Genomic DNA, 19,937 nt, shown 5'->3' on the forward strand with positions numbered 1-19,937 from the left:
CCCAACTTCAAACCGCAAACTGCAGACTTCAAACCTTTCCTCAATACTGCTCCGTCTCATTCGGAAAATCCTTCGACCGCACATCGGCAATATATTGCTGTACGCCCGCGGTGATCACCTGGTGAAGGTTGGCGTATTTGCGCAGGAAACGCGGATTGAATTCATTGTTGATGCCCAGCATATCGTGCATCACCAGTACCTGCCCGTCGCAATGCGGACCCGCACCAATGCCGATCGTCGGAATATGCAGGCTCTCTGTTACTTCTTTGGCAAGCGCTGCCGGGATCTTTTCGAGTACCACCCCAAAACATCCGGCTTCCTGGAGGAGCAGTGCGTCTCTTTTCAGTTTGGCAGCTTCTTCTTCCTCCTTTGCCCTGACGGAATACGTGCCGAATTTATAAATGGATTGCGGGGTAAGTCCCAGGTGCCCCATTACGGGTATGCCCGCCTGGACGATGGTCCGGATACTGTCCACCACCTCTTCTCCGCCTTCCAGTTTGATGCTGTGACCGCCGGTCTCCTTCATTACGCGGATGGCATTCGCCAACGCATTACCGCTGTTGCCCTGGTAAGTGCCAAAGGGAAGGTCCACCACTACGAGGCAGCGGTTAATGCCGCGTACCACAGACTGCGCATGGTAGATCATCTGCTCCATGGTAATGGGCACCGTCGTTTCGTGGCCTGCCATCACATTGCTCGCTGAATCGCCAACGAGGATCACATCGATTCCGGCTGCATCAAAAATGCGGGCAAATGAAAAATCATAGGCAGTAAGCATGGAGATCTTCTCGCCGCTTGCTTTCATTTTCTGGAGGGTATGCGTCGTGATCTTTTTTACGTCGGGCATGGTAAAAGACAATTGGAAAGTTTGGTAAAAAACGGGTGTAAAGGTGTGGAATTATTTGGATTTGCCGGACTGAATTCTCGACCACAGGATATGGATCAATCCGTCAGCCAGACCAATCTTGGGTACATAGATCTCCCTGGCATCCGACCAGCGCATCACGTTGATGAATATACTGAGTGCCGGCACGATTACATCAGCGCGGTCTTCCCGCAGGCTGTACAGCCGCATGCGGTCTGCCACACTGAAACTGCTGAGTTCCTTGTAGTAATCTTTCAACAATTCCAATGGCAATGGTTTGCCATCTTTTTTCTTGGACAGGGAAAAGACCTTGTTGATGTTGCCCCCGGATCCGATGCAGGTGATCTCCTTGTATCCCTTCGTGCGGGTACGGATGTAGTTCTTCATCTCATCCCATTTTTCTTCAGTGACCTGGTCTTTCAAAAGCCGGATGGTACCAATATTGAAGGATTCCTTGAACACCATAGTATTGTCGCTGAAGAACGTCAGCTCCGTGCTGCCCCCGCCCACATCAATGTAGAGGTAAGAGTGGTCGGTATCGAGATTCTCCGCGATATGGTTCTCGTAAATAAAAGACGCTTCTTCGTCACCGGAAATGATTTTGATTTCGATGCCGGTTTCCTGTGCGATCCTGGAAATAATCTCTTGTCCGTTTGCCGCATCGCGCATCGCGGAAGTGGCGCAGGCGAGATAATGTTTCACCCCATACACATCGATCAATGCCCGGTAGGCCTTGATCGTTTTCAGCACATGATCTTCTTTTTCCGGCGAAATCCTGCTCGATTCAAATACGTCGAAGCCCAGCCGCAGCGGTACCCTGACCAGGTTCAGCTTGTTGAACTGATCCTGTCCCGCACCGTCCTGCACGACTTCCGTAATGAGCAGCCTTGCTGCATTGGAACCGATATCAATGGCTGCCAGTTTCAATTGCTGGTTTCATTTATGGTGATGGTGGGTGCTTCCTCTGCCGCTTCTTCCGTGATCTCCACCATTTTGGGTTGCTTGGATTGAAGGTAAATATACTGCTCCACCTGCGAGCGCAATTTTTTTCCGTCAGTCCGCACATATTCATTGGTGAGTGAATTGTTCAGTATTCTCGCCTTCACGTTATCATTCAGCTGGATCTTGAGCATGTTGCGCAACAGTTTACGGATATCCTCATCAAAAATCGGGCACGTCACTTCCACACGGTGATCGAGGTTCCTGACCATCCAGTCGGCTGAGGAAATAAATACCTTTTCTTTTCCCCCGTTATGGAAAACAAATACACGGGCATGTTCCAGGTATTCGTCGATGATGCTGATGGCTTTTACTGGTTGCCGGAATTTTTTGTTTTCCGAATACATGCAGAAGATGCCGCGCACGATCAGCCTGACATTTACGCCGGCCCTGGCGGCTTCCGTCAGTTTTTCGATCAGCGCTTCGTCCGACAATGAATTCAGTTTGAGCAGGATGCCTGCTTTCTTTTTCTTTTTGGCGGCCCTGATCTCCTGGGCGATGTGTTTGAGCAATTCCCGGCGCAGGTTACCGGGACAGGGAATGAGCGTTTTGCAGCCTTTCAGGATGTCGGGTTGTGTTCTGTATTTTTCGAGATAAAGAAAGATGCGGTTGATGTCTGCCATGATCCCGCGGTGGGCGGTCAGCAGGCAGTGGTCGCCGTAAACGCGTGCGGTACTTTCATTCAGGTTGCCGGTACTCACGAATCCATACTGGATCGTACGGGTGCCTACCCGTTTCCTGATGATGCAGAGTTTTGCATGCACTTTCATATTGGGAATACCGATCAGCACTTTCACACCTTCTTCCTCCAGCCTTTCCTTCCATTCGAGGTTGGCCTCTTCTTCAAACCTGGCACGCAGTTCCATCATGACGGTCACCTGTTTGCCGTTACGAACGGCATTGATAATGGCATTGATGATCCGGCTGTTTTCCGCGAGGCGGTAAGCGGTGATCTTGATGGAAACGACATCGGGGTCCATGGCGGCCTCACGCAGCAATTCGATCACCGGTCCGAAGGAATGATAGGGGAAACACAACATCACATCCTTCTGCTGAATGATATCGGTAACCCTGGCCGTGCTCGCCAGCAACGGATGGATAAATGGTTTTTTGCGTTGCGATCGCCGCGGAAGTATATCCGGGAAATCCATGAAATGCCTGAAGTTGTGAATCCTGCCGCCGGGGATGAGATTGTCTTTTTTGGTCAGGTTCATGCGCCGCATCAGGAATTCGAGGAGGCCGGCATCCATTTCTTTGTCGTACACAAAGCGGACCGGTTTGCCCTTCCGGCGGTTTTTGACCCCTTTTTCGATCTTCTGGATCAACGTCGTGGAGATATCGTTGTCGATATCGATCTCGGCATCCTTGGTCACTTTGAAGACCCAGGAATCGAATTTTTCATACTGGAAATAAGAGAACAGGGCCGGAAGATTGAAGCGGATGATATCTTCCAGCAGGATAATATGCTTTTCGCCGGGAGGGCAGGGGAGCAGCACAAACCGGCCGAGTACTTTAGACGGTACTTCGATGATCGCGTATTTCTGTTCGAACGCGGTAGTACGCCGCGTCATCACCACACCCATGTAAATACTCTTGTCCCTCAGGTAAGGGAACTGCGGGATCTGCTCGATCATCAGCGGAATCGTGTTCACCCGTACTTCCTCTTCGAAATATTGCTTGACAAAAGCCTTCTGTTCCTTGTTCAGCTGTTTTTCGGAGATCAGGAAGACTTTTTCCTTTTCCATTTCCTGGCGCACCGATTCCCAGATGAGGTTGAACTCATTTTGCTGGCGCAGTACCATGATCATGATCTCTTCCAGGATCTTTTCAGGCGACTCCTCCAGGTGCATGTTCGCCTTGGTCTTTTTGCCCGTGATCTCGATCATGCGGCGGAGGGTAGCTACCCGAACCCGGAAAAATTCATCGAGGTTATTGGAAAAAATTCCCAGGAACCGGATCCTTTCCTTGAGCGGAACCGTCGGGTCGGCAGCCTCCTGTAAAACCCTGGCGTTAAAGGAAAGCCAGCTGATATCCCTTGCTATCGTTTTTCGTTTTCCATCCATATCAGTCATAATCAGCCTTTTAAGCCCAAAGTTGAGGGCACTGGCGGCTGCCTGAAATTAAGTAATTGTTACCATCGTTGCGGCAATCCCGTATTTTTGCCACCGAAAAGGAAATCTGGAAAAGTGCCTGAAAATCCGGCCTTTTTTTGTGATTGGAATTGTTACTATTGAATTTTTCTCCTACCTTTGCCGTCCAAAATTTCGACAGTTATGGCTAGAGTATGTCAGGTTACGGGTAAAACGCCGATCACTGGTCACCGTGTTTCCCATTCCAATATTAAAACCAAGCGCAGGTTTTTACCGAATCTGCTGACAAAACGCTTTTTCCTTCCGGAAGAAGATAAATGGATCACCCTGAAATTGTCTGCAGAAGGCCTGCGGACCATCAACAAGAATGGTCTGTACAGTGTTGTGAAGGAATTGCGGGCTAAAGGAGTAAAACTTTAAACTGATTAACAATGGCAAAGAAAGGAAACCGCGTTCAGGTGATTATGGAGTGTACCGAGCATAAAGCCAGTGGCAAGCCCGGAACCAGCCGTTACATCACTACCAAGAACAAGAAGAACACCCCTGAAAGGCTGGAGCTGAAGAAATTCAACCCCATCCTGAAGAAAGTAACTGTTCACAAAGAGATCAAATAAGGCGACCCACCTCACCTGATTTACTAACAATATCTAATTCATTATATCATGGCAAAAGCAGCAAAAACCGCGATCAAGACCAAAGACCAGAAAGCCGCCGCAGAAGCGAAAAACTGGACTAAAGTGATCAAGGCTGTCCGCAGTCCGAAGTCCGGCGCCTATACCTTTAAGGAGGCGATCGTGCACAAAGACAAGATCAAGGACTTTCTGGCCGAAAAATAATTCTGGCGAACCCACCGCCCATTGAGCTGTTCTGTATTTCCGGAACAGCTTTTTTGTTTTATCCCGTATTATTTTTGACACTCAAACGCCAACCATGGGTTTTTTTGATAAGCTATTCGGTAAAAAAGAAAAGGAATCCCTCGACCAGGGGCTGCAGAAAACCAAAGACAGTTTTCTCAGCAAGATCACCAAAGCCGTAGCAGGCAAGAGCACGGTGGACAGTGAAGTGCTGGATAACCTGGAGGAGGCTTTGGTCGGGGCAGATGTCGGGGTAGATACTACCATCAAGATCATCGACCGGATCGAGCAGCGGGTGGCTCGTGACAAATACCTGAATACCAGCGAATTGAACCGCCTGTTGCAGGAGGAGATCACCGGGCTGCTGGTAGATGCACCCCATAGCAACAGTTATGCTTTTCAATCAGACCTGCCTACCACCCCTTACGTGATCCTCGTGGTGGGGGTAAATGGCGTCGGCAAAACCACTACCATCGGTAAACTCGCCTACAACTTCAAAAAGGCCGGCAAAAAAGTATTGCTTGGCGCTGCCGATACTTTCCGGGCAGCAGCCGTCGACCAGCTCACTATCTGGAGCGAGCGGGTAGGCGTTCCCATCGTGAAACAGGAAATGGGTTCAGACCCCGCTGCCGTCGCTTTCGACACTGTACAAAGCGGCGTGGCCCAGAAATCCGATGTCATCATCATAGATACGGCAGGACGCCTCCATAACAAACTCCACCTGATGGACGAACTCAGCAAGATCCGCCGGGTGATCCAGAAAGTAATTCCCGAAGCGCCACATGAAGTACTGCTGGTGCTCGATGGATCCACCGGCCAGAATGCGATCGAACAGGCCCGCCATTTTACTGCCGCCACCGACGTTTCCGCCCTGGCGATCACGAAGCTCGACGGCACAGCCAAAGGCGGCGTGGTGCTCGCCATCGCCAGCCAGTTCAGCATCCCGGTCAAATTTATCGGCGTCGGTGAAAAGATGGAGGATCTGCTGGTATTTGACAAGCAGGCGTTTGTGGGCAGTCTTTTCTCGCTGGAGAAAAGTTGACCTACCTACGCTAAAGCTTCGGTAGGCGATGCCTGAGCGATTTCACACAGTGTTTCGCGCTCTTTCGCACAGGGCTCGCTGAGATAGGTGCAGGGGCGCAGGGAATAAATTATTTGGAGGGGGATATGCTTCTCACAAATCTGGTAATTTGTCTGATTCACTGAAATCGGCCACCAGACTGCGTTACAGAAATTTAAACAGCTGCTTCCGTTTGCTATTGGATTGACGTTCGCCCATTCGCCATTCACCCATTCATCCTCCATCCATCCGCCCATTGCCCTCTTTCCATTCATCCTCAACAAAAGCATTTTCTGTCAGTTTTTCCACCCTGCGCCCCTGCACCTCAGCCCTGCGTGCATCGCCTGCCGACTTTGTCTGCCGCAGCAAAGCGGAGGTAGAAGCTTTAGCGTAGGCAGGAAAAAACCCTGCGCGAAACTTTACGGGGTCCACTCATATACGATATTTAACGAATTCCAGAGGCTTTAAACGCCGCTGGCGGGCTGGATTTGCCTACCTTTGCAGCCAATTTGAAAAAGCATGAAAGCCAGGACGCTCAGAAAGGATAAGGTCAACATCATTACGCTGGGTTGCAGCAAGAACATGGTGGACAGTGAAGTGTTGAGCGGCCAGCTGGCTGCCAATGCGATCGACGTGGTGCATGAGAACACAAAGCTCGACCACAACATCGTGGTGGTGAACACCTGCGGTTTTATCGACAAGGCTAAAGAAGAGTCTGTCAATACCATTCTCGACCAGGTTGCCCTGAAGCAAAAAGGAAAACTCGACAAGGTTTTTGTAACCGGTTGCCTGAGCCAGCGCTACCGCGATGACCTGGAAAAAGAAATTCCCGAGGTAGATCAGTGGTTTGGTACCATGGAACTTCCCTTCATCCTCAAAGCCCTCGAAGCCGACTATAAAACGGAATTGCTCGGGGAACGCTTGCTGGCTACACCGAAGCATTATGCCTATCTCAAAATCTCTGAAGGCTGTAACCGGACCTGTGCCTTCTGTGCGATTCCCCTGATGCGGGGCAAACACGTAAGCCGCCCGATCGAAGAACTGGTGAAAGAAGCCGAAGGCCTCGTGAAAAAAGGCGTAAAGGAAGTCATGCTGATCGCCCAGGAACTGACCTACTACGGACTCGATCTGTATAAGGAAAGAGCCCTGAGTGATTTACTGTACCGCCTGAGTGAAGTGGAGGGACTCGAATGGATCCGTCTCCATTATGCTTATCCATCAAAATTCCCGCTTGAACTGCTGGACGCCATGCGCGACCGCGACAATATCTGCAACTACCTGGATATGCCGCTACAGCATGCTTCCAACAACATGCTGAAAGCAATGAAACGCCAGATCACGCGGGAAGAAATGGAAACCCTGATTGCCGCGATCCGCGAAAAAGTTCCCGGCATCTGCCTCCGCACTACCCTGATCGTTGGTTTCCCCGGCGAAACACGCGACGATATTGAAGAACTGAAAGACTTTCTGCGCCGCATGCGCTTTGACCGTGTTGGTGTATTTACCTACAGCCACGAAGAGAACACGAGTGCCTATGGCCTCGAAGACAATATCCCGGCTGACGAAAAAGAAGCCCGCGCACAGGAGATCATGGAAGTGCAGCAGGAAATCAGCCTGGAAAAGAACCAGGAAAAGATCGGTAAAGTTTTCCGCGTACTGGTGGACAAAAAAGAAGCCGGACGTTATCTCGGTCGCACTGAATTTGATAGCGTGGAGGTAGACAACGAAGTGGTGATCAATGCCACCAAACCACTGAAAGCTGGACAGTTCGTGAACGTAAAGATCACGAAGGCTTTCGACTACGATCTCGAAGGCGACGTGGTCGAATAGTTGCACGCAGTTTACTTTGGCCTGGTTGCATGTTTCACGGAACAGTCGCTGGCGCTCCTTTTTATTGCAATTTCACGCTAAGCACGCGAAGGTGCAAAGGCGCAAAGGAATGTTTGATTTTGTTGTTGCAGCAAATGAAATTGCTGCAGTCATGAGGTTATATGAACAATAAATTAACATTCTACTATTCCCCAAAAATTGTCGGGCTTCTTCTCTCTTAACAAAAATCTTCTTTGCGCCTTTGCACCTTTGCGTGGCGCCAAAGGCGCCATTGCGTGAAAAAACCAGCGTGAAAAAAAATAGCGCGAAACTTTCAGATTGCAGTAAGATCCATTGGCAGCTTTCGGATACGCTTTCCCGTGAGGTCAAAGATAGCATTGCACAATGCCGGCGCAAATGGTGGCAGCGACGGTTCGCCCACTCCTCCAGGCTTCTCGTCATTATCCATCACCTGTACGATAATTTCCGGCGTGTCCATAATGCGTGGCATGGCGTACTGGTGAAAGTTGCGTTCCACCGCTTTGCCATCGGCGAAATGGGTGGCGTGCACTGCTGCGGCGCCATAGGCCATGATGATGCTGCCTTCGATCTGCGCGCGGATGATGTCGGGGTTTACATACCAGCCGCAATCCATTACCGCAAATACCTTGTCGACTTTAACGCCGCCGCCGGGTCTTGCAGATACTTTTACCACTTCGCCGACAATGCTGCCGAAACATTCTGAAACGGCAATTCCCCAGCCTTCATTTTTGCCGCGTTTGTCCCATCCCGATAGTGCCGCAATGGCATCGAACAGTTTGTGGTAACGTTCCTTTTCCTGCGAAATATGTTCCCGGCGCATGGCCAGGGGATCTTTTCCTGCGGCTACAGACAACTCATCCCAGAAGCTTTCAAAGGCAAATACATTGGTGGAAGAATACACACTCCGCCACCACATTACCGGGATCGGGGACTCCGTGGGTATATCGGCAAAACGATAATGGGAGAGTTGTTCGAGGTAAGGTTCGAGCCATCCTTCCATCGTATTGCGGTTGTAGTCGGCCTTATCAGGGACAGGCACCCACTGGTGATCCATATTCTGGGCAGCCATTTTGATTTCCAGCGCCTGCAGCCGTCCATCGCTGAGGCTGGCGGAACAGCCATAGACGCCACCGGGACGGAATGGTCCCTGGGTCATATCATCTTCCCGCGTCCAGACGATCTGAACCGGTCCGCCGATGGCTTTGGACAGCGCCACCGCTTCATAAGTGTAATCCAGGAAAGCCTTCCTGCCAAAACCACCGCCGAGGAAAGTCATGTTCACGATCACCTTTTCTTTCGGCATCTTGAATTTATCGGCAAGATCACCCTGCACCCAGTCCGGTCCCTGGATGGGTCCCCATACTTCTATCTTTTCTGCTGTATAATGCGCCGTGCAGTTCAGCGGCTCCATGGCACTATGCGATTCATACGGCGTTTCATACACCGCGGTGATCTTTTTGTCATCCTTGCCAATCACTCTTGTGGGGTCGCCCTGGGCTTTCTGGGTAAGTCCCGTTTTCTGCACATCCGCGCGCATGCGGTTGTACAAGAGTTCGGTGCTTACTTTTTCAAAGCCTTCATTGTCCCACTCAATAACCAGCGCCTTGCGTGCTTTCATGGCGGTATAAATACTATCTGCCACTACGGCCACACCATGCCGGGTTCCTGCGAAGACAGGCATCTCCACTTTCACGATATGCTTCACGCCCTTGATGGCTTTTGCTTTTTTGTCGTCGATCGATTTGATCTTCCCGTGGAAATAAGGTGACCGCTCTACCGATGCGTATAAAAGGCCCTTGACCCTGAAGTCAATTCCGAAGATCGCTTTACCATTTGATTTAGGGGAAGTATCCAATCGCTTTACCGGTTTCCCGATCAGTTTATAATCCTTCCGCTGTTTGAGGGTGACCGGTTTTTCCAGTTTTAGTTTGGATGCCGGTTCAACGAGCTCACCATATCCGAGGGACTTACCTGAACTGCGGTGAAAGACTTTTCCTTTTTCCGCGTAACATTCCTCAGGCTTTACTTTCCAGCTATTGGCAGCAGCCGTGATCAGCATTTCCCGGGCTGTGGCGCCCGCACGCAGCATGTTCTGGTAGCCACCCCGTACGGTGGAACTTCCACCAGTGATCTGGCTGCCATACCGGGTTTGTCCGGCTGCGAACATGACGTTGATCTTTTCAAATTCCACTTCCAGTTCTTCCGCCACGATCTGCGGGATGGCCTGAAATGCACCCTGTCCCATTTCTGCACGATGACACATGATGGTGACCAATCCTGTTTTATCGATCGATACCCAGGCACTGAGTTCAATACCCTGCTCCAGGGCCTCACCGGCCGTCAGGATCGCCGGGATATCTTTGGCAGCAGCCGGTAACAAAAAGCCGATGGTAAGAGAAGCGCCCGTCATGCCGCTGATCCGCAGGAAGTTTCTGCGGCTGATAGAACCTGGAGGATTTTTCATGAATAAAAGTTAGCTAATTCCTGCCAAATTTCTTTATTGTAACTTTAAGCGTGAAGGGTGTGAATCAAGTTATCATCATTTTAGCAGCAGGCGCATCCACCCGGATGGGACAAGCCAAGCAACTACTGACGTACCAGGAAGACGCGCTGGTGGTGCATGCCATCCGGACTGCCCAGGCGACCGGCCTGCGGGTGATCGTCGTCACCGGAAATCATCATGAAGCAGTGGAGCGAACGATACGCCAGGCATTGGAACAAACGATGCCGGATATCATGTTGAACGGGGAGTGGCAGGAGGGAATGGCCGCTTCTATCCGGGCGGGAATCCGGTATGCAGAGCAACAGGTTCCGGGCAGTGACGGCTACCTGCTCATGACCTGCGATCAGCCGTTGATCACTACGGAACACCTGCAGCGGCTCGTTGCTGCAGCGCAGGGGACACCGGATCGAATTGCGGCTACACGGTACGGTGATACCAGGGGTGTCCCTGTCTATTTTCCAGCCACCTACCGGGTGAACCTGTCAGGCATCACCGGCGACCGCGGAGCCCGGTCCCTTCTCGAAAAATTTAAGGAACACGTCATCGAAGTGCCTTTTGAAGCAGGCGCCGTTGACATGGATACGCCCGAAGACTACCAGGCGTTTTCCACAAAATACAATTACACCAAATGATCCGTGACCAATTTGCCCGCATTCATGATTACTTACGGATATCGCTAACCGATAATTGCAATCTCCGGTGCTTCTACTGCATGCCGGAGGAAGACTATCATTTTACACCCCTCCCGCAACTGATGCAGCCGGATGAGATCCTCGGCATCGCAGCCATATTTGTGCGAATGGGCGTAAAGAAGATCCGGCTGACAGGAGGAGAACCGCTGGTGCGGAAAGATGCTGCGAAGATCATGGAAAATCTTGCCACCCTGCCGGTAACGCTGGGCATCACCACCAACGGCATACGTGCCGACGAATTCATGCCGGTGTTTACAGCCTCCGGCATCAGGACCATCAATATCAGCCTGGATACCCTCGACGCCGGCAAGTTCCACCTGCTGACCCGCAGAAATTATTTTCACCGCGTCTATAACAATATTCAATCTCTCATTGCTGCCGGATTTCACGTCAAAGTGAACATGGTGGTGATGCGCGGGATCAATGAAAAAGAGATTCCCGATTTTATCCGGTGGACGGAAAAGCAACCGGTCAGTGTGCGGTTTATTGAATTCATGCCTTTCTCGGGCAACCACTGGCACCACGACAAAGTTTTTTCCATGGATGAGATGCTGGGTTTGATCCAGCAGGAGTTTCCGGTAGAAAGACTGCAGGATGCCCTGCACGATACGGATAAGAAATTCCAGGTTCCGGGATATGCCGGCAATTTCGCCATGATCAGTACGATGACGCATCCCTTCTGCGATACCTGCAACCGGATGCGGCTGACGGCGGACGGAAAACTCAAGAATTGCCTCTTCAGCCGGACAGAAACAGACCTGCTGGGACCTTATCGCGCGGGTGAACCTATTGACAACCTGATCCTGGCCAATATTATGGGCAAGGCCAAAGCGCTCGGCGGACAAATCAATACGGATTACGAACACCTGGATGCCGATACGCTGGCGAACAGAAGTATGATAACCATTGGCGGATGAATACAACACCCATTTCGGTACAGGAAGCATCGGCACTCCTGGCGCAGCACCTGCCGCAATTGCCGGAGGAGATCCGGCCACTCGGTCAATTGGGGGGCAGGCTGACGTCACGGGATATCACCACACCCATTCACCTTCCGCCATTTGATCAGAGTTCCATGGATGGCTACGCCGTACGGCATGCCGATCTCGCGAAAGCGCCCCTCACTATCCAGGGGGAACAGGCCGCGGGCGATTTGCCGGACAAGCAGTTGCAGCCCGGATCAGCCATGCGCATCTTTACCGGGGCAGCATTGCCTGCCGGAGCAGACACCGTGCTCATGCAGGAAAAGGTAACGGTGAAGGATGGCAAGTTATGGCCACAGGAACCCATACCCGAGGCAGGAGATTTTGTGCGGAAAAAAGGTGCGGAATGTGTGGATGGCACGATCATTTTGGCGAAGGGAAACCGAATGACGCCAGCCGCAACAGGATTGATCGCCGCTGCCGGACTGACGACTGTCCCGGTATTTGCCTTACCCCGCGTGACCATCCTGCTCACCGGAAACGAACTGCAATCACCGGGAATTCCGCTGCAGGGTTCGCAGGTATATGAATCCAATAGTTATACGCTCACCCAGGCATTGCAACAGGCAGGGATACACGAAATAGTAACAGAAGCGGTGAAAGATGATCCCGAAGCACTGACCGGCGCCATCGCCAGGGCATTGCGGCATGCCGACCTGTTGCTGCTGACAGGAGGGGTAAGCGTGGGCGATCACGATCATGTGGTTCCGGCTGCCATTGCCGCGGGCGTTATTCCGATCTTTCATAAGGTCAGGCAACGCCCGGGAAAACCTTTGTTTGCCGGTAGGTCGGGCAATACGATGGTATTTGGATTGCCGGGAAACCCCGGTTCGGTGCTGACCTGTTATTACCATTATGTTTTGCCCGCCATTTACGGCATGATGGGCCTGCCGCTGGCCAGGCAACTGGTGGAAACCACCATCAGCAAAAACTACAATAAACCGGAACAGCTGACCTGCCTGATCAAAGGTTATTTTAATGGCCGCATGGTGATTCCCCTCGATGCGCAGGAATCCTTCCGCCTGCGTTCATTCGCCGTTGCCAATGCCCTTATCCTGCTGGAAGAAGGGAAAACCCATTATCTTGAAGGTGATCCGGTAAACATACAACTCTTACCAATCGGCTAGTGATGGGATATGAATGGCTTTTTTATGTGTTGCTTTTTGCTGTGGCATTATTGTATGCCTCTGTGGGGCATGGCGGTGCCAGCGGATACCTGGCGCTGATGGCCATCTTCGGCATGGCGCCGGAACAGATGAAACCGACGGCATTGCTCCTGAACCTATTCGTGTCCCTCACGGCATTCATACAATACTACCGCGGCGGACATTTCAACTGGAAGATCTTCTGGCCCCTGGCGCTCGCCTCCATTCCGATGGCCTACCTGGGTGGCCGCTTTGCGTTGCATGACGATGTATACAAAAAGCTCCTGGGCCTGTTGCTGTTGCTGCCCGTGATCCGTTTCTGGTTCTTTCAGAAAACAGAACCTACCAGTTTCAAGCCTTCCAATACTGCACTCAGCCTGCTGATCGGTGCCGTGATCGGCCTGCTGTCAGGATTGATCGGTATCGGGGGCGGCATCATCTTATCGCCCATTTTGCTTTTGCTCGGATGGACAAGCCAAAAACAAACCGCGGCGATCAGTGCCCTGTTTATATTGGTGAATTCCATGGCCGGACTAGCAGGACAGCTGTCGCACGGTATACAGTGGAGCAATGAGATGGCCGTTTTGGTGGCGGTGCCTTTTGCCGGCGGACTGGCAGGGGCGTGGCTGGGTGCGTTGCGTTTCCGCCAGGAAATGGTACGCAATGTACTGGCCCTGGTATTGCTGGTGGCAGCCGTTAAATTAATTTTTACCTGATGGAACCTATACAACATACAGTTTTGTTATTCGGCCAGCTGGCAGAGAAATGTGGCAGCAAAGAGATTGTTGTAGCCGCAGATCAGTCTGCCGCTGCAGTGATTGAAGCCATTCATGAAGCTTACCCGGTACTGGCGGATATTCCTTTCCGGGTCGCCGTGAACAGGAAACTGGTCGATATACAAGATGAGATTCCGCAGGGCGCTGAGATCGCGCTGCTGCCACCATTTTCAGGAGGTTAACATGCTATTGCCTAAAAATTTTGAACGGTATCAGCGTCAGATGATCCTCGACGGATTCGGCGAAGCGGCACAACTTAAACTGGCCAATGCCCGGGTGCTGGTGATCGGGGCAGGCGGACTCGGCTGCCCGGCATTGCAATACCTGGCAGCAGCGGGGGTGGGCAGGATCGGCATTGCCGACGCCGACCGGGTGGCACTCAGTAACCTGCACCGCCAGGTGCTGTTTACCGAACAGGATCTCGGCAAACTGAAAGCCGCCGCCGCTGCCGCGCGGCTGCAATTGCTCAACCACCAGGTAGTGTTTGATATCATCCCTGAGATGATCACAGCGAAGAATGCAGAACGCATCCTGTCGCAATACGATGTGATCATCGATGGTTCCGATAATTTCCCCACCAGGTACCTGGTGAATGATGCCGCCGTCCTGCTGAACAAGCCGCTGGTCTATGGCGCTGTTTCCGGCTACGAGGGCCAGGCCGCGGTTTTCACGCCCGGTGTACATTACCGCGATCTTTTTCCTGATCCGCCCGCACCCGGTACGATACCCGATTGTACCACTGCCGGTGTACTGGGATTTCTTCCGGGAGTGATTGGCGCCGTCATGGCCGGGGAGGCGATCAAGCTCATTACCGGTGTGGGCGAACCCTTAACGGGAAGGCTGCTGGTGTACCGTGCGCTGACACAGGAACAGTTTATTTTTTCGATCCCCTCCCAGCAGACCCTGCGGCACATGCAAAGCAGCATGCCAGCCAGCCTTGACGAACTCCGGCAGACAGATTACGGCGCATTTTGTGGATTGCATTCAGTACCGGAGATCACGCCCGTTGAACTTGCCGCAATGAAAGAGAATTCCGACCTGCTCATTGTCGATATCCGGGAACCCGGAGAATTGCCTTTGTCAACTGGATTTGCCCATATGCTTTTACCCCTTTCAGAGATCAACCGGGAGCCTATCCGGCTAACAGCAAGTATGCAGGAAAAAGGCGGGAATGCCATCATGGTGTTCTTCTGCCAGAGCGGCAAGCGATCGGCGCAGTTGTTGTCGCAGCATCCCGAAGTTTTGGCGGGCTCAGCATTAGTATATAGTTTGCAGGGAGGCATTGATGCCTGGAATGAATACAGCAGCAAGCATGCATCAGGAATCTAAGATCAGGGAAATTTTCCAGGAGGGCCCGATCCTTCCGGAACAGGTGGCAGCATCGCTGCAAGCCCATCAGCATAAGAAGCAGATCGGTGCGCACAGCATGTTCATGGGACAGGTAAGGGCTGACCAAACGCCGCAAGGCATCGTTGCAGGAATTGAATACACCACCTACCGGGATATGGCGCTGGAGCAGATGCACCAGATCCGTGAGGAGATCTTTGCAAAATTTGGCCTGACCTGCATGCATGTGCACCATAGTCTCGGCTGGGTACCGGCTGGCGCCATCAGTCTTTTTGTTTTTACATCTTCACCTCACCGCAAGGCGGCCATAGAAGCCTGTGCCGAACTGGTAGAGCGGATCAAAAAAGAATTGCCGGTTTGGGGAAAAGAGGTGCTTGAAGGAGAGGGACATCAATGGAAATCCAACAACTGATATGGTCAATATTACCGCCAAGCAAAACAGCTACAGGATTGCAGTAGCAGGGGCCATTGTTCATGTGTCTGCGGAAGCCACCATCGAAGCGATCCGCAATAAGACCGTTCCCAAAGGAGATGTACTCGAGAGCAGCCGCATTGCCGCCTTGTTTGCCGTGAAACAAACTGCAGCGGTCATTCCCGACTGCCATCCGCTGCCGGTTGAGTATACGACTGTCCGCTTCCTTGTAGAAGCGCTTGCTATCCATATCGAAGTGGAAGTGCATACCATCTACAAGACCGGGGTAGAGGTGGAGGCCATGCATGGTGCCGCTATCGCTGCGCTGACGATGTATGACATGCTGAAGCCGATCGATAAAGGCATTTCCATCAATGACATCCGCCTGATCCGCAAAAGCGGCGGCAAGTCAGACCGCAAACAGGATTTTACATCACTCAAAACGGCTGTGATCGTCTGTTCTGACACTGTCTCTGCAGGCGAGGCGGAGGACTTGTCTGGTAAAGCTGCAATGGCTCACCTCGAAACCTTTGGCATTACGGTAGCCAATTACGAAGTAATCCCTGACAATGCAGATGATATTGCCGCAACTGCGCGCCGGTTAAAAGAGGAGGAATTTCGACTGGTTATTTTTTCCGGTGGTACAGGCGTCGGTCCAAGAGATATTACACCAGATGTCATCGGTGGCCTGATCGATACTCCACTGCCCGGCGTGATGGAGGCCGCGCGGACTTACGGTGCTGCCTATACGCCCATGGCGATGCTTTCCAGGGGTGTTGCAGGCTTTTCAGGCGAATCACTTTTTCTCACGCTGCCGGGCTCACCAAAAGGTGTTTCTGAAAGTATGAATGCGCTTTTCCCGCAATTGCTGCATGTATTTTCTGTTAGGGAAGGTAAAAGACATTAGGACAGGTATCCTATTTTCAAAATATTTCAATTTGTAAAACTGAATGAAATGAGCCACCAGACTGCGTTTGGTAGCCGTATGGGAATTAATCGTTTAGTATGTCGTTTTATTAAACAAATAGTACTATTAAGCCGGGAAATAAGCTGAAAGGCTGGCCTATGCTTTTTGTATTTGCTTTTAATAATACCGCTATTGGTATTGTATCAGCCAACTACTACTGATTTGGGCGAATCAAAAAGTTTACAGAAATGTAAATAAATACCAATTGATGGAAATTAATTCGTATCTTTGTAAAAATCAACAGACCGCATTATGAAGTATAAAATTGGATATGAAACTATTAGAAAGGAGCACGGGAAGCCAACTGGATGCGGTAATTGAACGCGTCACAGACAAAGAATTAAGCCAGGTGTACAAGGATAGGAAGCGGTTTCCTTGTTTTGACTGGCGGAAATATAAAGGCCAGGTTGTATATAAGATTCGCCTGGTGTCAAGCACGGAGATCCTCGGATTGATGTGTATTGCAGATCACCCTGGTAATAACGCAATAGAGATAGAACTCTTGGAAGCAGCACATGAGCATCGGGGTAGAGAGAAGTTGATGGATTGGATTGCAGGTTGTCTTATTGCATTTGCTTGTCGTGAATCGTTCAAAATGGGCTATGATGGCGTAGTTTTTTTAATTCCCAAAACGAAACTAATTGAGCATTACCAAAAGTATGGGTTTATACACATACCATTTAGAACAATCAACCGTCCTGATGGATTTATGGTGATGGAGCAGCAGCAGTCTGACCATATCATTCATGAATTTCTGGAATAGTCAATATTTGTACGGCCAAAATTCTGCCTTCCCAGTTTATGAAAAACGTTAAAGATATGAGCACGAATAGACCAAAAAATACTATTAAGAGACAAATTAAAAAAGCAATTCAGGAGGAGGCTGTGGATATTGTTTATCCCGGAACGCAATTTGATCCTGATAGGGAGGCTATCCTGAACGAGTTTAAGGGGATTAGGCAGGCAATTTTTGATAAGCAAACGCCTAAAGATAATTTAAGGTCAAAAATGCTCCAATTGAAGTTCATGATGCAAGAGTATTTGCAAACGCAAGCACTACCTGAAAAGCAATGGGAGACCCAAAAGGCTCCATCATTTGCTGCTTTTTTGAAGGAATACATTCATCGTGTCAACAGGAAGAACAAGGACTTCGCCCAGGACATTAGCGTAAAAGCAGCTGAATTGAGCCTTGTCATCAACAGTCGCAGAAAACCAACTGAAAAGATCATTTATCGCCTGGAGATACATTCCAACCACTTTTTTCCGGCCGTATTATGGTTTAAGATTATGGAGAAGGATCGGGAGAATGAGTTGCGGTCAAATCATGACATCATTGAAAAGGAGCGGAAGCATGTTAAGAAAGTGCTGGAGATCGCGTAGGCTTGTTTTTATTTCTAATGGGAAAAATACAAAGGGCTTGCTAAATAGATCGCCCTTGCAATAGTTTCCATGTTATGATAAAACGGACTAGAAGTCAGTAGTCAGCCCGGGAGCCATTGGCCTGGGCTTTTTGCTAGTTGGCAAGCGCCAGCTGCGGAATCGTCGAATCGTTACCAGCCGAACTAACAGAAATCAGATATTGTAACTGGTTTTTCTCATGAATATCAGTTTGGTTAATGCTCCGGGGTCCTGTACAGGACCCGGCTTTTTTGGGTAAACTGTATAGAATTCAAATAAGTGACTTCAGCTAAGTCGATATGTAATTCTTTAAAGTAATGGCAACAATACCAAAGTAAAACTAATCCCATTAGAAAATTTGATTATGAACCTATTCCTTCGGGAGCTCGTCAAATGACTTTAAAAGGGCCACAAATACTTCTTTTAGTATTCTTACATTGATGTCTTTCTCTGAGTTAGCGGAGTAGATATCAATAAATACATTATTTACTTCATGAAAAAGCGCAACTGTGAGTTGCATAGGATCTATGAAAGAAGTTTTGTTTAGCGTTTGCCGGTTAATTTTATTGAGAACAATCTTTTGGGAATCCTCTTCAATAAAATCCGTCATGGCCTCAAAACCCGGATGAGTATAGCCTGATGCCCAGATGTAAAATGGACGAAATTTATTTACTCCTACATATTCTTCAATATCACGTAAGGTTACTTTTTTCTTAGAACCTAACAACCGATTACACCACCCGAAATCATTGTCGAGGAATTTAGTTCCATGCGTGGTATTCAAATCTCTGGTTTCCTTTGCAATTGAGTTAAGAAGTTCTTCATCCAAAGAAGGAAAATTCAATGCAGTATGGTGTTTCTGATGGCTTTCCGCCTTTTTTTGTTTACTTCGATGAAAGTGGTCAAAGAAGTCCTTATGAATAGAATCGTTATCGATTGCTTTTAGGAAGAGTAGCGTTGTCATTGAAAATTCATAGAATGATCTCCAAATTCTCAGGGCGCCATCTGGATAGCCGTTCATTAGCAATACACCGATCTGGTCCGCAAGTCTTACTAAGATCCCGTAATGAGGCAGTGTCAAATTATAGTTCGATGGTAGCTGGTTAGTCATTAGGAAGTTTCTCGCGTTCTCAAAAATGTGATCAACGCAATTTAAATAAGCGAAAAAATATCTGAAACTATGGTCGAATTCTTTGCAAATGGTATTTTGATTCCGGGAATGCGCGGCATAAAATTCCGGGTATACATTATATAGATTTTTAAGGGAGTCACTAATGACTTGGTCCTCAAATTCAATAAGGAGTTGATCTTGTTTGTCTTTGGATATCTGTACATTCACCGACCCAAATTTTCTGACAATGAATTTTTCTAAATCGTCATCTATTTTTTCAAATAACAATCCGCGAATTCTCTGATCTGTCATAGGTAATGGCAATTTTATAGTGAAAATATGAATTACCCATTTATTTGTGTTCAGCACTGCAAATGATTGCCAGACCTTTAAGCTCCTGTATTTATTTGATAAAAGTCACATTAGGTGTTTTAGTTCTGCGATAGCTGTATTGATCTCATCTATCGTATTGTTCCGGCTAAAGGAAAACCTGATGTTTACCCGATTAAGATCTCCATCCAACACGCGGATCACATGCGAGCCACCGCTACCACTGCTTAACTCACCTCACTCACGCAGATCCCTTTCATATCCAGCTGGGTAGCCAGCATAGCCGTTTTTTCCGTTTTGGGAAATCCCACATTGAGTACGGTATGCAGGCTGTTCTCTGTAGCGTCTCCATTGAATACTACCCCGGCGACTGCTGTATAGAGCCTGCGCAGAAGATAGTCTTTCAGGCTTTGAATGTACTGGCTGTCTTCTTCATGCCTTGCTGTTGCCAGCGCATGCAGAAAATCAGCGCGAGAAACAGGCGTGAGAATGCGTAATTTTGAACACAAATGACCAGCATGGCACCGCTGGTAGCCTCTGATCAATAGTTCAAC

At 49.7% G+C, this 19,937-nt stretch carries 22 protein-coding genes; 15 read left to right on the forward strand and 7 right to left on the reverse strand.

The window, feature by feature from the left end:
- Positions 1-40: 40 nt before the first annotated feature.
- From panB to ppk1, 3 genes are read right to left on the reverse strand one after another with little or no spacing between them, the layout of a single operon-like run.
- Positions 41-847 (reverse strand): 3-methyl-2-oxobutanoate hydroxymethyltransferase, encoded by an 807-nt coding sequence (gene panB, locus FPE01S_RS17600; RefSeq protein ID WP_046370343.1) that lies wholly within the window; start codon positions 845-847, stop codon positions 41-43.
- A 51-nt stretch (positions 848-898) separates the two neighbouring features.
- Positions 899-1,792: a Ppx/GppA phosphatase family protein gene (locus FPE01S_RS17605; protein WP_046370344.1), complete on the reverse strand. Its 894-nt coding sequence runs from the start codon at positions 1,790-1,792 to the stop codon at positions 899-901.
- Positions 1,789-3,936, reverse strand: a complete 2,148-nt coding sequence (gene ppk1, locus FPE01S_RS17610; RefSeq protein ID WP_072054013.1) for a polyphosphate kinase 1 — start codon at positions 3,934-3,936, stop codon at positions 1,789-1,791. Before ppk1 ends, FPE01S_RS17605 begins: the two co-directional genes overlap by 4 nt.
- 201 nt (positions 3,937-4,137) lie before the next feature.
- Between ppk1 and rpmB the strand changes: the two genes are divergently transcribed.
- The 4 genes from rpmB to ftsY all read left to right on the forward strand — a co-directional run bounded on the left by rpmB (position 4,138) and on the right by ftsY (position 5,850).
- Positions 4,138-4,374, forward strand: coding sequence for a 50S ribosomal protein L28 (rpmB, locus tag FPE01S_RS17615; protein ID WP_046370345.1), 237 nt, complete (start codon positions 4,138-4,140; stop codon positions 4,372-4,374).
- Positions 4,375-4,385: 11 nt separating this feature from the next.
- A complete protein-coding gene (gene rpmG, locus FPE01S_RS17620) occupies positions 4,386-4,568 on the forward strand; it encodes a 50S ribosomal protein L33 (RefSeq protein WP_046370346.1) in 183 nt (60 codons plus the stop codon).
- Between the two features lie 48 nt (positions 4,569-4,616).
- Positions 4,617-4,790 carry a DUF4295 family protein gene (locus tag FPE01S_RS25555; protein ID WP_072039031.1) on the forward strand — a complete coding sequence of 58 codons (174 nt, stop codon included), beginning with the start codon at positions 4,617-4,619 and terminating at the stop codon, positions 4,788-4,790.
- A gap of 94 nt (positions 4,791-4,884) precedes the next feature.
- Positions 4,885-5,850 carry a signal recognition particle-docking protein FtsY gene (gene ftsY, locus FPE01S_RS17625; protein WP_046370347.1) on the forward strand — a complete coding sequence of 322 codons (966 nt, stop codon included), beginning with the start codon at positions 4,885-4,887 and terminating at the stop codon, positions 5,848-5,850.
- Between the two features lie 252 nt (positions 5,851-6,102).
- On the opposite strand, the gene FPE01S_RS25935 is transcribed toward ftsY, so the two are convergent.
- Positions 6,103-6,300, reverse strand: a complete 198-nt coding sequence (locus tag FPE01S_RS25935; RefSeq protein WP_157474079.1) for a hypothetical protein — start codon at positions 6,298-6,300, stop codon at positions 6,103-6,105.
- An 87-nt stretch (positions 6,301-6,387) separates the two neighbouring features.
- On the opposite strand from FPE01S_RS25935, the gene rimO reads away from it, so the two are divergent.
- The gene (gene rimO / locus FPE01S_RS17630) at positions 6,388-7,698 is read left to right on the forward strand and encodes a 30S ribosomal protein S12 methylthiotransferase RimO (RefSeq protein ID WP_046370348.1); all 1,311 of its coding nucleotides are present in this window, start codon (positions 6,388-6,390) and stop codon (positions 7,696-7,698) included.
- A gap of 313 nt (positions 7,699-8,011) precedes the next feature.
- On the opposite strand, the gene FPE01S_RS17635 is transcribed toward rimO, so the two are convergent.
- Positions 8,012-10,183 (reverse strand): xanthine dehydrogenase family protein molybdopterin-binding subunit, encoded by a 2,172-nt coding sequence (locus tag FPE01S_RS17635; protein ID WP_046370349.1) that lies wholly within the window; start codon positions 10,181-10,183, stop codon positions 8,012-8,014.
- A gap of 59 nt (positions 10,184-10,242) precedes the next feature.
- Between FPE01S_RS17635 and FPE01S_RS17640 the strand changes: the two genes are divergently transcribed.
- The 10 genes from FPE01S_RS17640 to FPE01S_RS17685 all read left to right on the forward strand — a co-directional run bounded on the left by FPE01S_RS17640 (position 10,243) and on the right by FPE01S_RS17685 (position 17,924).
- Positions 10,243-10,854 (forward strand): nucleotidyltransferase family protein, encoded by a 612-nt coding sequence (locus tag FPE01S_RS17640; RefSeq protein ID WP_157474080.1) that lies wholly within the window; start codon positions 10,243-10,245, stop codon positions 10,852-10,854.
- The gene (gene moaA, locus FPE01S_RS17645; RefSeq protein WP_046370351.1) at positions 10,851-11,831 is read left to right on the forward strand and encodes a GTP 3',8-cyclase MoaA; all 981 of its coding nucleotides are present in this window, start codon (positions 10,851-10,853) and stop codon (positions 11,829-11,831) included. The genes FPE01S_RS17640 and moaA overlap by 4 nt, the downstream gene beginning before the upstream one ends.
- Positions 11,828-13,024, forward strand: a complete 1,197-nt coding sequence (locus FPE01S_RS17650; RefSeq protein WP_046370352.1) for a molybdopterin molybdotransferase MoeA — start codon at positions 11,828-11,830, stop codon at positions 13,022-13,024. Before moaA ends, FPE01S_RS17650 begins: the two co-directional genes overlap by 4 nt.
- 2 nt (positions 13,025-13,026) lie before the next feature.
- Entirely contained in the window at positions 13,027-13,758 is a 732-nt protein-coding gene (locus FPE01S_RS17655) for a sulfite exporter TauE/SafE family protein (protein WP_046370353.1), read from the forward strand.
- On the forward strand, positions 13,758-14,000 hold the full coding sequence (locus tag FPE01S_RS17660) for a MoaD/ThiS family protein (RefSeq protein WP_046370354.1): 243 nt from the start codon (positions 13,758-13,760) through the stop codon (positions 13,998-14,000). Before FPE01S_RS17655 ends, FPE01S_RS17660 begins: the two co-directional genes overlap by 1 nt.
- A 1-nt stretch (position 14,001) precedes the next feature.
- A complete protein-coding gene (locus tag FPE01S_RS17665) occupies positions 14,002-15,147 on the forward strand; it encodes a HesA/MoeB/ThiF family protein (protein ID WP_046370355.1) in 1,146 nt (381 codons plus the stop codon).
- Positions 15,131-15,577: a molybdenum cofactor biosynthesis protein MoaE gene (locus FPE01S_RS17670; protein WP_046370699.1), complete on the forward strand. Its 447-nt coding sequence runs from the start codon at positions 15,131-15,133 to the stop codon at positions 15,575-15,577. The genes FPE01S_RS17665 and FPE01S_RS17670 overlap by 17 nt, the downstream gene beginning before the upstream one ends.
- The gene (moaCB, locus tag FPE01S_RS17675) at positions 15,540-16,484 is read left to right on the forward strand and encodes a bifunctional molybdenum cofactor biosynthesis protein MoaC/MoaB (protein WP_245624018.1); all 945 of its coding nucleotides are present in this window, start codon (positions 15,540-15,542) and stop codon (positions 16,482-16,484) included. Before FPE01S_RS17670 ends, moaCB begins: the two co-directional genes overlap by 38 nt.
- A 331-nt stretch (positions 16,485-16,815) precedes the next feature.
- On the forward strand, positions 16,816-17,307 hold the full coding sequence (locus FPE01S_RS17680; RefSeq protein WP_046370357.1) for a hypothetical protein: 492 nt from the start codon (positions 16,816-16,818) through the stop codon (positions 17,305-17,307).
- A gap of 56 nt (positions 17,308-17,363) precedes the next feature.
- Complete coding sequence (locus FPE01S_RS17685) at positions 17,364-17,924, forward strand: hypothetical protein (RefSeq protein ID WP_157474081.1); 561 nt, start codon at positions 17,364-17,366, stop codon at positions 17,922-17,924.
- A gap of 388 nt (positions 17,925-18,312) precedes the next feature.
- Here FPE01S_RS17685 and FPE01S_RS17690 read toward each other — a convergent pair whose 3' ends face one another.
- On the reverse strand, positions 18,313-19,365 hold the full coding sequence (locus tag FPE01S_RS17690; RefSeq protein ID WP_046370359.1) for a DUF5677 domain-containing protein: 1,053 nt from the start codon (positions 19,363-19,365) through the stop codon (positions 18,313-18,315).
- A gap of 245 nt (positions 19,366-19,610) precedes the next feature.
- Entirely contained in the window at positions 19,611-19,892 is a 282-nt protein-coding gene (locus FPE01S_RS17695; RefSeq protein WP_046370360.1) for a hypothetical protein, read from the reverse strand.
- Between the last annotated feature and the right edge of the window lie 45 nt (positions 19,893-19,937).

Source organism: Flavihumibacter petaseus NBRC 106054 (assembly GCF_000974785.1).
GTDB classification, from domain to species: Bacteria; Bacteroidota; Bacteroidia; order Chitinophagales; family Chitinophagaceae; genus Flavihumibacter; species Flavihumibacter petaseus.